This is a genomic window from Sphingomonas profundi (assembly GCF_009739515.1).
Classification (GTDB): Bacteria; Pseudomonadota; Alphaproteobacteria; order Sphingomonadales; family Sphingomonadaceae; genus Alterirhizorhabdus; species Alterirhizorhabdus profundi.
In genome coordinates, this window is the sequence record NZ_CP046535.1 from 818,612 (window position 1) to 834,105 (window position 15,494).

Annotated in this window: 12 protein-coding genes; 11 read left to right on the forward strand and 1 reads right to left on the reverse strand. The window is 71.4% G+C overall.

Annotated features, from left to right (window positions below):
- The first annotated feature begins 2 nt into the window (after window positions 1–2).
- The 5 genes from GNT64_RS03760 (at window position 3) to fabZ (ending at window position 6,188) form a co-directional block, all read left to right on the forward strand.
- On the forward strand, window positions 3–1,151 hold the full coding sequence (locus GNT64_RS03760; RefSeq protein ID WP_231639238.1) for a 1-deoxy-D-xylulose-5-phosphate reductoisomerase: 1,149 nt from the start codon (window positions 3–5) through the stop codon (window positions 1,149–1,151).
- Entirely contained in the window at window positions 1,148–2,281 is a 1,134-nt protein-coding gene (rseP, locus tag GNT64_RS03765) for an RIP metalloprotease RseP (protein ID WP_156678299.1), read from the forward strand. The genes GNT64_RS03760 and rseP overlap by 4 nt, the downstream gene beginning before the upstream one ends.
- A 112-nt stretch (window positions 2,282–2,393) precedes the next feature.
- On the forward strand, window positions 2,394–5,066 hold the full coding sequence (bamA, locus tag GNT64_RS03770) for an outer membrane protein assembly factor BamA (RefSeq protein ID WP_231639240.1): 2,673 nt from the start codon (window positions 2,394–2,396) through the stop codon (window positions 5,064–5,066).
- Window positions 5,066–5,677, forward strand: coding sequence for an OmpH family outer membrane protein (locus tag GNT64_RS03775; RefSeq protein WP_156678300.1), 612 nt, complete (start codon window positions 5,066–5,068; stop codon window positions 5,675–5,677). The genes bamA and GNT64_RS03775 overlap by 1 nt, the downstream gene beginning before the upstream one ends.
- A 13-nt stretch (window positions 5,678–5,690) precedes the next feature.
- A complete protein-coding gene (gene fabZ, locus GNT64_RS03780; RefSeq protein WP_277873259.1) occupies window positions 5,691–6,188 on the forward strand; it encodes a 3-hydroxyacyl-ACP dehydratase FabZ in 498 nt (165 codons plus the stop codon).
- 161 nt (window positions 6,189–6,349) lie between these two features.
- On the opposite strand, the gene GNT64_RS03785 is transcribed toward fabZ, so the two are convergent.
- Window positions 6,350–7,894, reverse strand: a complete 1,545-nt coding sequence (locus GNT64_RS03785; RefSeq protein WP_231639242.1) for a M23 family metallopeptidase — start codon at window positions 7,892–7,894, stop codon at window positions 6,350–6,352.
- A 254-nt stretch (window positions 7,895–8,148) separates the two neighbouring features.
- Between GNT64_RS03785 and GNT64_RS03790 the strand changes: the two genes are divergently transcribed.
- The 6 genes from GNT64_RS03790 to GNT64_RS03815 all read left to right on the forward strand — a co-directional run bounded on the left by GNT64_RS03790 (window position 8,149) and on the right by GNT64_RS03815 (window position 15,425).
- On the forward strand, window positions 8,149–10,740 hold the full coding sequence (locus tag GNT64_RS03790; RefSeq protein WP_156678301.1) for a helicase-related protein: 2,592 nt from the start codon (window positions 8,149–8,151) through the stop codon (window positions 10,738–10,740).
- A gap of 7 nt (window positions 10,741–10,747) precedes the next feature.
- Window positions 10,748–11,071 carry an RNA-binding S4 domain-containing protein gene (locus GNT64_RS03795; protein ID WP_156681408.1) on the forward strand — a complete coding sequence of 108 codons (324 nt, stop codon included), beginning with the start codon at window positions 10,748–10,750 and terminating at the stop codon, window positions 11,069–11,071.
- 29 nt (window positions 11,072–11,100) lie between these two features.
- Window positions 11,101–11,439, forward strand: a complete 339-nt coding sequence (gene fdxA / locus GNT64_RS03800; protein WP_156678302.1) for a ferredoxin FdxA — start codon at window positions 11,101–11,103, stop codon at window positions 11,437–11,439.
- Window positions 11,440–11,653: 214 nt separating this feature from the next.
- Window positions 11,654–12,172 (forward strand): CarD family transcriptional regulator, encoded by a 519-nt coding sequence (locus GNT64_RS03805; protein WP_156678303.1) that lies wholly within the window; start codon window positions 11,654–11,656, stop codon window positions 12,170–12,172.
- A 107-nt stretch (window positions 12,173–12,279) separates the two neighbouring features.
- Entirely contained in the window at window positions 12,280–12,984 is a 705-nt protein-coding gene (locus GNT64_RS03810) for a head GIN domain-containing protein (protein ID WP_156678304.1), read from the forward strand.
- 80 nt (window positions 12,985–13,064) lie between these two features.
- Window positions 13,065–15,425 carry a M20/M25/M40 family metallo-hydrolase gene (locus GNT64_RS03815; RefSeq protein WP_156678305.1) on the forward strand — a complete coding sequence of 787 codons (2,361 nt, stop codon included), beginning with the start codon at window positions 13,065–13,067 and terminating at the stop codon, window positions 15,423–15,425.
- The last annotated feature ends 69 nt before the right edge of the window (window positions 15,426–15,494 follow it).

Consider the following 15,494-nt stretch of genomic DNA (forward strand, 5'->3'; position numbering starts at 1 on the left):
GCGTGACGATCCTGGGTGCGACCGGTTCGGTCGGCACCTCGACGCTCGATCTGATCGAGCGCGATCCGCAGACCTTCCGCGTGGAGGCGCTGACGGCGCATGGCGACGTTGCCGGGCTGGCCGCCGCAGCACGCCGCACGCGGGCGGCGCTGGCGGTGATCGGCGATGCGAAGCTGGGTCCGCAACTCGCTGAAATGCTGGCCGATACCGACACGGAGACGGCCGCCGGCGCGGACGCCATTGCCGAGGCGGCGGCGCGCGGCGCGGACTGGACGATGGCGGCGATCGTCGGTTGCGCCGGCTTGCGCCCGGTGATGGCGGCCCTGGCGGCGGGCGGCTGCGTGGCGCTGGCCAACAAGGAGTCGCTGGTCTCGGCCGGCGCGATCGTGATGGAGGCGGCGCGCAGCCACGGTGCGACGCTGCTGCCGGTCGATTCCGAGCATAATGCGATCTTCCAGTGCTTCGACGCCGCAGCCCCGGATCGGGTGCGCCGCATCATCCTGACGGCCAGCGGCGGCCCGTTCCGCACGCGCAGCCGCGCCGAGATGGCGGCGGTGACGCCGGCGCAGGCGGTGCGCCACCCGAACTGGTCGATGGGGGCCAAGATCTCGGTCGATTCGGCGACGATGATGAACAAGGGGCTGGAGCTGATCGAGGCGCACCACCTGTTCCCGGTCGGCCTCGATCGCATCGAGATCCTCGTCCACCCGCAGTCGGTGATCCACTCGATGGTGGAATATTGCGACGGGTCGATCCTGGCGCAGCTCGGCACGCCGGACATGCGCACGCCGATCGCCCATGCGCTGGCGTGGCCGCAGCGGATGGCGGCGCCGGTGGAGCGGCTGGATTTCGCCAAGGTCGGCCGGTTCGACTTCGAGGCGCCCGATCCTGAGCGGTTCCCGGCCATCGGGCTGGCGCGCGCCGCGATCGAGGCGGGGGGCGCCAGGCCGGCGGTGCTGAACGCCGCCAACGAGGTGGCCGTGGCCGCTTTTCTGGCGGGCCGCATCGGCTTCCTCGATATCGCCGCAATCGTTTGTGAAACCCTCGATCGTTATGACCCGCCGGCGCCGGACTCGCTCGATGCGGTGCTGGCCGTGGATGGCGAGGCGCGCGCCGTGGCCGGGCGCATGATGGAAGGGTTGGCGGCGTGAGCGAGAGTCCCGGTGTGCTGCTGACGGTCGCGAGCTTCCTGCTCGTCATCGGTCCGCTGATCTTCGTCCACGAACTCGGCCATTATTTTGCCGGGCGGCTGTTCGGCGTGAAGGCCGATGCCTTCTCGATCGGCTTCGGCCGCGAGCTGATCGGCTGGACCGACCGGCGCGGCACGCGCTGGAAGGTCGGCTGGATGCCGATGGGCGGCTATGTGAAGTTCGCCGGCGACATGAACCCGGCCAGCGTCGCCGATCCCGAGTGGCAGGCGCTGCCGCCGGCGGAGCGCGCGCGTACCTTCCAGGCCAAGCCGCTGTGGCAGCGTTTCATCATCGTGGCGGCCGGGCCGGTGACGAACTTCCTGTTCGCCATCCTCGTCTTCGCGGCCTTCTTCTGGGCCTATGGCGAGCCGCGCACCCCCAATGTCGTCGCCATGGTGGTGCCGGGATCGGCGGCGGCGAAGGCCGGCATCCTGCCCGGCGACCGGGTGACGATGATCGCGCGGCAGGGCGTCTCCCGCTTCGAGGACATCGCGCCGATCGTCCGCATCCGCCCCGGCGAGCAGGTGCGGATGGACGTCTATCGCGGCGAGCGGCAGCTGCACCTGCTGGTGACGCCGGACCGCGAGGAGATGGCCGATCGCTTCGGCAACCGCTTCGAGATCGGCCGGCTGGGCGTCGGCTCGCCCGCGCCGATCATCCAGCCGCTGCCGGCCGGTGAGGTGCTGGGCGCTGCGGTGCGCCACACGAAGGACATCGTGGTCGCGATGGTCTCCACCCTGTGGCAGATCATCACGGGCGTGCGATCGGTGGCGGAACTCGGCGGGCCGTTGCAGATCGCCAAGTTCAGCGGCCAGACGGCGACGCTCGGCTGGCTGCCCTTCGTCGAGTTCATGGCCATGATCTCGATTAATCTGGGCTTCATAAACCTTCTGCCAATCCCGCTGCTGGATGGCGGCCACCTGTTCTTCTACGCGCTGGAGGCGGTGCGGCGCCGGCCGCTCAACCCCGTGGTGCAGGAATGGGCGTTCCGGTCCGGCCTGGCGCTGCTGCTCGCCTTCATGCTGTTCGTGACGTTCAACGATCTGGGCTCGCTGGGCCTGTGGTCGCGGCTTGCCGGCTTGATTGGCTGATCCTGATCGGGCAGGGGCGGGCCTGCGTTAACTCTGCCGGCACGCGTGGCGCCGGATTTGCCCGGGCGGATCTTCCGCGCCGGATCGTGTTTGGAAGCGGGGACGTGTGCGCGTGACAGTGAAGACCGGAGAGAGCGACGGCGGTCGCGGCGGTGCGAGGCTCGCTTCGGCGCTGCTGATCGGCACGATCCTCGGCGCCGCGGCCACGCCGGCCGCCGCGCAATCCTCACGCACGCCCAAACCCACGAGCGCGAAAAAGGCTCCCGCCGCCGGCGCGGCGACGCCCGCCGAGGCCGCGCCGGCACCGCCGGGCAGCGGCACGGTGCGGTCGATTCAGGTCGTCGGCTCCCAACGGCTGGAGCCGGACACCGTGCGATCGTACATCGCGCTGCGCGCCGGCGACAAATATACGCGCGAGCAGCTCGATCAGGCGCTGAAGGATCTCTACGCCACCGAGTTGTTCGCCGACGTGCAGATCAAGGACGATCTGGGCGCGCTCACCATTCAGGTGCGCGAGAACCCGGTGATCAACCGCATCGTGCTGGAGGGCAACAAGCGGCTGAAGTCGGACAAGATCAACCCCGAGATCCGGCTGCAGCCGCGCCAGATCTTCACCCGTTCCAAGGCGCGGGCGGATGTGGGCCGCATCATCGAGCTGTACCGACGGCAGGGCCGCTTCGCCGCCACGGTCGAGCCGAAGATGGTGCTGCTGGACCAGAACCGCGTCGACATCGTGTTCGAGATCAACGAGGGGGCCAAGTCCAAGGTCCGCAAGATCAACATCATCGGCAACGAGAAATTCTCCGACGGCGCGCTGCGCGGCGAGATGGCGACCAAGCAAAGCGGCCTGACGAAGATCTTCTCCTCCGGCACCAGCTACGATCCGGACCGGCTGGCCTACGATCAGCAGAAGCTGCGCCAGTTCTACCTGACCAACGGCTATGCGGATTTCCGCGTCGTTTCCGCCGTGGCCGAGCTGACGCCGGACAAGCGCGACTTCATCATCACCTACGTGGTGGAGGAGGGGCCGCGCTACAAGTTCGGCGACATCGACGTCGAGAGCGAGATCCGCGACATCAAGGCGGATGCGCTGAAGCCGCTGATCCCGGTGAAAAAGGGCGACTGGTACAACGCCAAGATCATCGAGGACACGGTCGACACGCTGACCGAGACGACCGGCCTGCTGGGCTTCACGCCCGACGTGCGGCCCGACTTCGTGCGCGACAAGGATGCGCTGACGATGTCGGTGACGTTCAAGGTGAACGACGCGCCGCGCGTCTATGTCGAGAATGTCGCGATCAACGGCAACACCCACACCAAGGACAAGGTGGTGCGCCGCGAGATGCGGCTGGCCGAGGGCGATGCGTTCAACAGCTTCCGGGTGAAGCGGTCGCGCGATCGCATCCAGTCGCTCGGCTACTTCCAGGACAAATTGGAGATCGAGCAGAAGCCGGGATCGGCGCCCGACCGGGTGGTGCTGGAGGCGAACGTGGAGGAGAAGTCGACCGGCGAACTGCAGGTCTCGGCCGGCTTCTCCAGCCTGGAGAAGTTCATCGTCAATCTCTCGATCACCGAGCGCAACTTCATGGGCAAGGGGCAGGAGGTGCGCGCCTCGGTCGATTATTCGACCTACTCCAAGTCGGTGAACCTGGGCTTCACCGAGCCCTATCTGTTCGATCGCAACATCGCGATCGGTGGCGACGTGTTCCGCCGCGACTACAACTCGTTCAACTACATCAACAGCGATCGCAACACGACCTATCAGCAGACGACCACCGGCTTCCAGGTGCGCCTGGGCGTGCCGCTGACGGAGTTCACCTCGCTCGCCCTGCGCTACGGCCTCAGCTACGATCAGGTGACGCTGGACCGCGGCACCTTCTTCACCGATCGCGACAATAACGGCACGCTGGAGTGCGATCCGCTGTTCGCCGGCCGCTATCTGTGCGACGCGATCGGCAACCGGGTGACGTCGTCGGTCGGCTACAGCCTCGTCTTCGACAATCTCAACAACCGCATCCGCCCGACGCGCGGCCAGCGCGTGGTGTTCAGCCAGGATTTCGCCGGTCTCGGCGGCAGCGTGCGCTACATCCGCACCCGGTTCGAGGGCGACAAATATTACAACGTCGGCTCGGGCTTCATCTTCAACACCCATCTGGAAGGCGGCTACATCAAGGGCCTGGGCCAGGATGTACGGCTGGTCGACCGCTTCTTCCTCGGCGATCCGCAGATGCGCGGCTTCGGCATCCGCGGCGTCGGCCCGCGGGTGACGCGCCGCCAGTATATGCTGGACGCGAACGGCAACGCGGCGCTGCCGCTGAGCTTCGTCGACAGCAGCAGCAACAGCAACCGCAGCGACGACGCGCTCGGCGGCAACGCTTATTATCTCGGCCATCTGGAGCTGGAGATACCGCTGGGCTCGGGCGCCAAGGAGCTTGGCCTTCGCCCGTCGATCTTCGCCGATGCGGGCGCGGTGTTCAGCCTGAAGAATCCGGGCATCCTGCCGCCGCAGCTGACCAAGATCGATTTCTACCGCGATGCGCAGACCGGCCTGCTCACCCAGTCTCCGACATCGGCCAACGGCACGGCGAACGTGCTTCAGACCACCATCTCGCCGTTCCAGGAACAATATCAGGGCAACAGCCCCAAGCCGCGCGTGTCGGTGGGCGTCGGGGTGAACTGGAATTCACCTTTCGGGCCTTTCCGGATCAACGTCGCCAAGGCATTGCTCAAGGAACCGGGCGACAATACCAAGCTCTTCAGCTTCAACGTGGGAACCCAATTCTGATGAAGATCATGCTCAAGGCGCTCGCCGCCACCGCTCTCGTCGCCTCTCCGCTGCTCGTCGCGCCCGCCACGGCGCAGGTCGCCGCCGGCCAGAGCGTCGCCGTCGTCGATTTCGAGAAGGCGATCAACGATACCGCCGCGTTCAAGGCGGCGACCGGCCAGATCCAGACCCAGTACAAGGCGCAGATCGACGCCTTCAACGCGCGCAGCCAGGCGATCAACACCGAGCTGGCGCCGGCGCAGACCGAGATCCAGACCCTGCAGCAGAACCCCTCGACGCCCAAGGCGACGCTGGACGCCAAGGTGGCCGCCTACCGCACCCGCGCGCAGACCGCGCAGGCCGAGCTGGCCCGTCTGGCCCAGCCGTTCGGCCGGCCGACCGCGTATGCGCGCGAGCAGGTGGCGGACAAGGTCGAGGCATCGCTGCGCGCGGCGATGGCCGCCAAGCGCGTGAACCTCATCATCAACCCGGAAGCGGTGATCCTGGCGCTGCCGGCCGCCGACATCACGCCGGATCTGACGGCGCAGCTGAACACGGTGGTGAAGACCGTCTCCACCACGCCGCCGGCCAACTGGCAGCCGGGCCAGCGCCAGCCGGCCGCCGGCCGCTGAGGCAAGCCCGCCCGTGAGTGACGACACGAACGGCGCGGCGCCGGCGGAGGCCGCGCCCGCCATCGGCCCGCTGGATATCCGGCGGGTGATGGCGGCGCTGCCGCACCGCTACCCGATGCTGCTCGTCGATCGCGTCGAGGCGCTGGTGCCGGATCGCTCGATCACCGCGATCAAGGCGGTGAGCATCAACGAGCCGTTCTTCGCCGGCCATTTCCCCGGCCGGCCGATCATGCCGGGCGTGCTGATCGTCGAGGCGCTGGCGCAGGCGGCCGGCGTGCTCGCCGTGGAGTCGCTGGGGCTCGCCGGATCGGGCAAGCTCGTCTACTTCATGGCGATCGACGAGGCGAAGTTCCGCAGCCCGGTGGAACCCGGCGTGCTGCTGCGGCTGGAGGTGGCGTTCGTGCAGAAGCGCGCCACCATCTGCAAGTTCGCCGGCCGCGCGCTGGTGGACGGCAAGGTGGCGGCGCAGGCCAATTTCACCGCGATGATCGCCGACCCGCCAAAGGATTGAGCGCGGAGGAGTGATCCCGATCCGGGCCGGGATCGCTTGCGCTTCTGGGTGCGGGTTCCGGCGCCATCGCAGTGCGGCCGTCACGTCATCAGAATGACGATCGCTTGCGGCCGACAGTCTGCCGCGCGATCACGCTCTCCGGTTGGTGACGCCCGGGCCGGTCAGGAAGCCGTCTTCGTCGCGGCGGCGACCTTGGCCGCCAGCGTCACCGGCGCGCCGGGGCGCACCGCGAGCAAACGCGCCAGGGTCGCGCGGAAGTTCGCGAGGTCGCGGCCGGCGAGTTGCGAGGTGGTGGTGAAGCGGATCGAGGCGGGGTTGATCGCGACGCCGTTCTTCCACACCTCATAGTGCAGGTGCGGGCCGGTCGACAGGCCGGTGGAGCCGACATAGCCGATCAGCTGGCCCTGCGCCACGCGGGCGCCGGCGCGGGCGATCAGCCGGCTCATATGGCCGTAGGCGGTGGCGATGCCGCCGCCATGCTGGATCATCACGTAATTGCCGTGGCCGCCGTGCCAGCCGGAATAGCTGACGATCCCGGCCGATGCCGCCACGATCGGCGCACCGTAGGCCGCGCCGAAATCGATCCCCTTGTGGAAGCGGGTGAAGCCGAGCAGCGGATGGCGGCGCAGGCCGAAGCCGGAGGTCTGGTGGCCGACCACCGGCTGGGTCATCGCCCCGCGCCGCTCGCCGACGCCTGATGCCTCGAAGAACTGGCTCTGGCCGCCGCTGGTCCATTTCAGCAGCCGGGTCTGCCGCCGCCCCTGATCGAGCCCGGCATAGAGCAGGTCGCCCGTCTCCACCTCGCCGGTCTCGGCCCGGCGCTGGGCGATGATGAGGTCGAAGCGGTCATCGGCGGCGATGTCGCGGCCGATCGACATGCGCGCCGAGAGCGCGCGGATATAGGCGGCCACGGCGCCGGCGGGCGCGCCGGCGGCGCGCGCCGCGACGTAGAGGCCGGCGCCGACGCGGCCCTGGATGCGCAGCGGCGTATCGTCCACCGCGATCGGCACGGCGTGGAAGGCGAGCGCGCCATTCTCGCGCGCGGCCGTCAGCCGCAGGTCGAAGCGGGCGCGAAAGGCGATCGCATCGAGCGGGCGGGCCATCGCGCGGCCGGGCCGCCGGCCGAGCGTGAGTTCGATGCGGGTGCCGGGCCTGATCGCGGCGAGCGGCACGACAGCGGCTACGCGATCGGCGACGGTGCGCGCCTCGGCCGGCGCCACGCCGGCGCGCTCAAGCACGCGGACGAAGCCGTCGCCCTGGCCGATCGTGGCGGTGAGATCGATGCTGGGCCGCTCCGGCGTGTCGACCAGCGGCTCGACCGCGTCGGTTGCGGCCATGCGCCGGCCGGTGTCGGCCCCCAGTGCCAGCGGCGCGAAGCCCAGGGCGCGCGCCTCCTGCCACTGCGCCTGCGGCAGCGTGGGCGCGGACGCCCCCGGCAGCGGCGTGAAGCCGGGCGCGGTGGCGATCATGCCGCCGCACAGCAGGGTGCAGGTGGCAAGGCCGCGCCACCAGTCGCGCGTGCCGATGCGGGCGCCGAGATCGACGACGAGGTCGAGATCCGCCAGCCGTTCCCGCCAGCCCGCCAAGGCCGGCCGCAGCGGCGCGCGACGGCCCACCGGCAGCGCCTGGCCGAACGACAGGGTCGCCGCCCCGCCGCCGGATCCGCCGCCCGCCATGTTCAGGCCCGTCTCGTTGCGCAGATACAAAGGCGGAAAGCCCCCCGAATGTCCCCCGACGGCCCGTCCATGACGGCCGCGCCCGAGGACTGTGGAGCGACGCGGTTAAAGTCAAATTAAGCCGCCCGGCTTTTCCCCGGCCGTGCGACGAAGCGGCGGCGGCGTGCGACGGGCGACACCGGCCGGCGGGAACCGCACGCGCGATGCGCAAACCCCGGAGCGGCCTAGCCGCCGCGGCGCGCGGGCTCTTGTGTTTGGCCGCGCATCGCCCGATGGTGCGCGTCATGTCGCGCCTCGCCGCCAGCCCGGTCGTCGCCGTCCTCGGGCCGACCAATACGGGCAAGACCCACCTCGCGATCGAGCGGATGTGCGGCCACTCCTCCGGCATGATCGGCTTCCCGCTGCGGCTGCTGGCGCGGGAGGTGTATGAGCGGGTGGTGGCGATCAAGGGCGCCGCATCGGTGGCGCTGCTGACCGGCGAGGAGCGGATCGTGCCGCCCCAGGCGCGCTGGTTCCTGTGCACGGCGGAATCGATGCCGATCGGCGGCGGCGCGTTCGGCGGGGCGGATGGCGCCATCCCCCGCGATCTCGCCTTCGTGGCGCTGGACGAGGCGCAGCTGGGCGCGGATCCCAATCGTGGCCACGTCTTCACCGATCGGCTGCTGCGCGCGCGGGGCCGGGACGAGACGATGATCCTCGGCTCGGAATCGCTGCGGCCGATGCTGAAGGCGCTGATCCCGGGCATCGAGATCATCGGCCGGCCGCGTTTCTCCACCCTCAGCTACGCCGGCGCCGCCAAGCTCTCGCGCCTGCCGCCGCGCTCGGCGATCGTCGCCTTCTCCGCCGAGGAGGTCTATGCCGTGGCGGAGATGCTGCGCCGGCTGCGCGGCGGCGCGGCGGTGGTGATGGGCGCGCTCTCCCCCCGCACGCGCAACGCGCAGGTGGCGATGTTCCAGGCCGGCGAGGTCGATTATCTCGTCGCCACCGACGCGATCGGCATGGGCCTGAACATGGATGTCGCGCACGTCGCCTTCGCCTCGCTGCGCAAGTTCGACGGCCGGCGGACGCGGCGGCTGACGGTGCCGGAGATGGCGCAGATCGCCGGCCGCGCCGGGCGCCACCAGCGCGACGGCACCTTCGGCACGCTGAGCGTGGAGGGGGCGAGCGGCGGCTTCGAGGACGAGGAGGTGGCGGCGATCGAGGAGCATCGCTTCCCGCCGCTCGACTATCTCTACTGGCGCGAGGGGGAGCCGGACCGTTCGAGCCTGGAGGCGCTGCTCGCCTCGCTGGAGCGGCGGCCCGACCGGCCGCAGCTGCGCGCCGGGCCCGAGGCGATCGACCTGGCCGTGCTCCGCCGGCTGGCGGAGGAGGGCTGGGTGCGGGAGCGGGCGCGGGGCGCACGCGCCGTGGGGCGGCTGTGGGCGGCGTGCGGGCTGCCCGATTTCCGCAAGACCGGGGCGGAGCCGCATGCGCGCCTCGTCGGCCGCGTCTATCGCCACCTGAGCGAGGGCGACGGCCACCTGCCGGTGCAGTGGTTCGCCGACGAGCTGGCGCGGCTGGACCAGACCGGCGGCGACGTGGAGACCATCGCCGACCGGATCGCCGGCGTGCGCACCTGGGCCTATATCGCCCACCGCGCCGACTGGCTGGCAGAGCCCGCGAAATGGGCCGAGCGCACCCGCGAGATCGAGGAGAAGCTCTCCGATGCGCTCCACAAGAGCCTGACGCAGCGCTTCGTCGATCGACGCACGGCGGTGCTGATGCGCGATCTGGGCGCGCGCGGGCTGGATGCGCTGCCGGTGACGGTAAGCGAGGACGGCGTGGTGGCGGTGGACGGCGAGGCGATCGGCCATCTGGACGGCTTCCGTTTCCGCGTCGATCACGCGACGCGGCACGGCGACATGAAGCGGCTGCTGGCGGCCGCCGACCGCCGCCTGGGCGGGGAGCTGGCACGGCGGGCGAAGGCGCTGGCGGCGGCGCCGGACGCCGGGTTCACCCTCGCCACCGATCCCGGCCGGCCGATCGCGATCTTCTGGCGCGGGCATATCGTGGCGCGGCTGCAGCGCGGGCGGGCGATGCTGGCGCCGCGCATCATGCTCTACAAGGCGCTCGATGCGCTGGCGCCCGACGATCGCAAGGCGGTGTCGGCACGGCTGGAGGCGTGGCTGGAGGGCGAGGTGGCGCGGCAGCTGGCGCCGCTGGCCGCCCTCTCCGCCGCCGCGCGGGACGGCGAGCGGCCGGCGGCGCTGCGCGCGCTCTACGCGCCGCTGGCCGAGGCCGGCGGCGTGCTGGCGCGGCGCGGTGCGGAGGAGATCGTCGCCGCGGTCGATCGCACGCTGCGGCCGGCGGCGGCGCGGCTGGGGGTGAAGATCGGCACGCTGGACATCTACGTGCCCGCTTTGCTGCGGCCGGAGGCGGTGCGCTGGCGGCTGGCGCTGATGGCGGCGCACGCCGAGACGGTGATGATCGAGCCGCCGGCGCCGGCCGCCGTGGTGGTGGAGACGCCCGACGATCGCGATCGCTACGAGGCGTTCGTCCGCGCCGGCTTCCGGCCGCTGGGCGCGCAGATGCTGCGGGTGGACATGGTCGAGCGGCTCGCCCGCATCGCGCATGACGGGCGCGGGCGCGATCAGGGCAACGGGCGCGCGCCGTTCGCCCCCGATCCCGGCCTGCCGGTGTCGCTGGGGCTGCGCCCGGCCAGCTTCGCCCAGCTGATGCTGGCGCTGGGCTTCCGCCCGGCGGAGGCCGATCAGGCGGACGGGCGACAGCATTGGGTGTGGCGCGGCGCGCCCAAACCGCCGCGCCTCGTCCGCCCGGCGCGGCCGCCGCGGGAGAACGCCTTTTCGGTGCTGGCCGGGATGGGGCGCGGTGGCTGAGGGGACATTGCGGCTGGACAAGTTCCTGTGGTTCGCGCGGCTGGCGAAGACCCGCTCCTTTGCGCAGGAGACGGCCGAGGCGGGCCATCTCAGGATCGACGGGCGGGTGGTGGATCGCGCCCATGCGGCGGTGCGCGCCGGCAACGTGCTGAGCTTCCCGCTGCACGGCCGCGTGCGGATCATCCGGGTGGAGGCGCTGCCGCCACGGCGCGGCCCAGCGGCGGAGGCGCGCGCCTGCTACACCGATCTGTCGCCGCCGCACGCGGCCGAAAGCCGTGAGAATGGTTCGCAGCCCGCCGCCGATATTGACGAGCCCAGCCCATCGACCTAGCAGGCGGCCAAGTACGGGAGCCTTCGCACATGACCTATGTCGTCACCGACGCCTGCATCAAATGCAAATATATGGACTGTGTCGAGGTCTGTCCGGTCGACTGCTTCTACGAGGGCGAGAACATGCTCGTCATCAATCCCAGCGAGTGCATCGACTGCGGCGTGTGCGAGCCGGAATGCCCCGCCGAGGCGATCCTGCCCGATACGGAGAGCGGGCTGGAGCAGTGGTTGGAGCTGAACACCACCTTCTCCGCCAGCTGGCCCAACCTCACCCGCAAGCGCGAGCAGCCGGCCGATGCCGACGAGCACAAGGGCGAGGAGGGGAAGTACGACAAGTATTTCTCGCCCGAGCCCGGCCAGGGCGACTGACGCGCGCCCGATGGCGCCCGGCCGCCGGCCGGGTGCGCGCAAAGCTGGCATTTTCCCTACAAAGCCGCTATGGAATGGGTAACGGAAGCGGGCGCCTTCGCACCCGCGGCAGAAAACGGCTCATTCGGCTGTTGCCCATCGCTGTCGGACAGAGCGCGCGCGGCGCGTGGATCGGGCAGGGGGTGGCGGCCTCATCCTCGGAAAGGTCCCTTACATGGCTGCAAAGGCGCTGAGCTTCGTCGTCGGCGATTATGTGGTGTATCCCAAGCACGGCGTCGGCCGCGTGATCGAACTCCAGAGCCAGGAGATCGCCGGGATCAAGCTGGAGCTCTATGTCCTGCGTTTCGAGAAGGAGCGGATGACGCTCCGCGTGCCGACCAACAAGGCCGAGTCGGTCGGCATGCGCAAGCTCTCGTCCAACGTCACCCTGCAGGAGGCGCTGACCACGCTGAAGGGCAAGCCGAAGGTGAAGCGCACGATGTGGTCGCGCCGCGCCCAGGAATATGAGGCGAAGATCAACTCCGGCGACCTCGTCTCCATCGCCGAGGTGGTGCGCGACCTGTTCCGCGCCGACGACCAGCCCGAGCAGAGCTATTCGGAGCGGCAGATCTTCGAGGCGGCGACCAGCCGGCTGGCGCGCGAGCTGGCCGCGATGGAGCAGGTGCAGGAGCCGGCGGCGCAGGAGAAGATCCTCGATATCCTCCGCGCATCGGCGGCGATCCACAACAAATAGGCCGGCCGCCAAGGCAGACCGGACGAGGGGCGGCGCCTGCGGGGGCCGCCCCTTTTCGTTGGGCTTTTTCATTGGCCTTGGCGCGGGCGGGGTGACACACAGGCGGCATGAGACGCCTGCTCCTCCTGCCGCTCGCCGCCGCCGCGATGGCCGCATCGCCCGCCGCCGCCGCCGAGCGGGGCTATACGATCACCGGCTTCGATCGCATCATCGTCGAGGGGCCGTACCTGGTGACCGTCACCAGCGGGCGCGGCCCTTCCGCGCGGGCCACCGGCAGCCCTCAGGCGCTGGACGCCGTGATCGTGCGGGTGGACGGCCGCACCCTGCGCATCCAGCGGGATTCCAGCGCGTGGAACGGCTTTCCCGGCCAGGATCGCGGGCCGGTGACGATCGCCGTCAGCGTGCCGCGGCTGACCACCGCCTCGCTCGCCGGATCGGGGCGGCTGGATATCGACCAGATGCGCAATGCCGACGTCGATCTGGCGCTCGCCGGATCGGGGCGCATCGCGGTGGCCCGGCTGGAGACGGACCGGCTGGACGCCACCCTCTCCGGATCGGGCGGCATCGCCGTGGCCGGGCGGGCGGCGACGGCGAAGGTGGCGCTGCGCGGATCGGGCCAGATCGAGGCGGGCACGCTCCAGGCCAGTGACGCGACGGTGGTGGCGGACGGATCGGGCGACGTGATCCTGGCCGTGCAGCGCGCGGTGAACGTGATGACGACCGGCAGCGGCAACGTGACGATCTCCGGCAAGCCGGCCTGCACCGTGCGGCGGATCGGATCGGGCAACGTCTCGTGCGGGGTGCGGCCCTGACGGGAAAGGGCGCCGGTTCGATCGGGCGCCCGGCTTCCGGCGACGGGCGCCCAGTCGCATCGCGCGGCTACGCGTTGGCGGTGCTGGCGATAATGGCGCTGGCCGCGGCTCTGCTCTGCTGGCACGCCTCCGTGCCGCCGGTGGCGCAGCCGGCGGATGCGCCGCCGGCCCGCTTCTCGGCCGGGCGGGCGATGGCCGACGTGCGGCTGATCGGGCAGGCGCCGCATCCCGCCGGATCGGCCGAGCATCGCCGCGTGCGTACCCGATTGCTGGCGCGGATGGCGGCGCTGGGCCTGGCGCCGCGCGTGCTGCCGGGCCGCGCGATCAAGCTGAAGACGGAGCGCGCCGGCGTCTCGATCGAGGGCGCGGACGTGGCGAACCTGATCGGCGTGCTGCGCGGCCGGGACGCGGCGGCGCCGGCGCTGCTGCTGATGGCGCACTATGATTCGGTGCCGTCCTCCTCCGGCGCGGCCGACGACGGCGCCGGCATCGCCGCCGCGCTGGAGATCGTGCGCGCGCTGCGCACCGGCGCGCCGCCGGTACGCGACGTGGTGCTGCTGTTCACCGATGCGGAGGAGGACGGCCTGCTTGGGGCGCGCGCCTTCTTCGCCGACCGGCACGCCAGGCGCATCGGCTTCGTCCTCAACATGGACATGCGCGGCGGCGGCGGCCGGGCGATCATGCACGAGACCGGGCACGGCGCCGGCGGCGCGATCGCCCTCTACCGGCGCAGCGCGCCGCAGCCGACGACCGATTCGATCGCCGCCTATGTCGAGCGGCTGATCCGCAACAGCAGCGATTTCCGCATCGCCGCGGATCGCGGCCTGCCGGGGCTGAACTTCGCCATCCTGGACCGGCAATTCGACTATCACGCGGCAAGCTCCAGGCCCGACACGCTCGACAGCCGCTCGCTCCAGCATCTCGGCGATCAGGTGCTCGGCGTGGCGCGGGCGGCGGCGGTGGCGACGGCGCTGCCCGATCGCGCGCGCGATCCGGCCTATGCCAGCCTGCTCGGCATCGTCGTGATCGCCTATCCGGCGTGGATCGGCTGGATCGTCGGCGCGGCCGGCCTTGCTCTGGCGCTCGCGGCATGGCGCCGGGCGGCAGTGCCGGCGGCGGCGGTGCTGCGGGCGACGGTGCTGCGGGGGACGGCGGCGGCCGTCCACCTGCTGCTGGTGCTGGTGCTGGCCCTGACGCTGGCTCGGCTGGCGACCGGCGTGCCGTTCGGCTTCACCGTCGGCCGGCCGCTGCTGGCGCGGTGGGACTGGTACGAGGCGGCGGTGGCGCTGCTGGGCGCGGCGGTGGCGATCGGCTGGTGGGGGCTGGCGCTGGCGGGGCTGCGGCGGGCGGCGGTGGCGGTGCCGCTGGTGCTGGGCGGCCTGATCCTCCTCGCCGGCGGTGGCGGCTGGATCGTGGCGGCGATGGCGGCGGTGGCGGCGCTGCTCGCCTGGCCGGCCTGGCATGCGCCGATCCCGCCGCGCGCGCTGGGCCTGGGCCTGGCCGCCATCGTCGCGCTGCTGGCGCTGGTCGCGCAGGCGGTGGCGCCCACGGCGGCGGTGATGCCGACGTGGAGCCTGCTCGGCGGCGGTGCGGCGCTGCTGCTGGCCGCCGATGGCACACGGCGCGGGCTGGCGCTCGCCGGCGTGGTGGCGGCGGTGCTGGTTGCCCAGCAGGCGGCGACCGCGCACCTGCTGATGCTGGCGGTGGGCGAGACGATCGCGGCGGTGGCGGCACCGTTCCTGCTGTTCGCGGCGCTGCCGCTGGCGCCGCTGCTGGCGGCATCGCTGAGGGTGCGCTCCGCCGCATGGGTGGCGCTGCCGCCGCTGGTGCTGGCGGCCGGCGCGATCCTGCTGATCCGCTTCGGCGACCCGGCGAGCGCGCGGCGGCCGGCGATCGGCCAGATCGTCCACGTCAGCGACGGCGCCAGCGGCCGCTTCTATCGCGCGACGAGCCTGGCCTTTCCCGATCGCTGGACGCGGGCGGCGCTCGGCCCGGCCGGGCAGGGGGCGCTGCTGCCGGTCTACGATCATGCGCTGATCGCGCCCGGAGAGCCGATCGCGCCGGCGCGGGTGCGGATCGAGCGCGGCCGCCGCGCGGACGGCGCGGTCGTGCTGCGCTTCCGCGGGCCGCCGGGCACGCGCGAGATCAGGCTGGCGCTCGCCGCCACGGCGCCGCTACGGGGCGCGCAGGTGAACGGCATCCGCGTGCCCCTGCTCGCCGCAGCCGGGCGGCTCGATCGGGTGAGCTGGGTGGGCGCCGATCCGGTGGTGACGCTGGTGCTGGCGCCGCGCGGGCCGGGGCGGCTGGTGGCCCGCGCCTCCGCCCTGCGTGATGGGTGGCCGGCCGATGCCCGGCCGCTGCCCCCGCGCGGCCCTGCCACGATGCCATGGTATGACAGCGACACGGCGGTGAGCCTGGCGACCACATCTATTTCGTGGTGACGCCGCCCGTAAGAACCTTTGCACGACCTGAGTGGTTTCAAGGCTCTAACAGCGCCTTAGCTTCCAGGA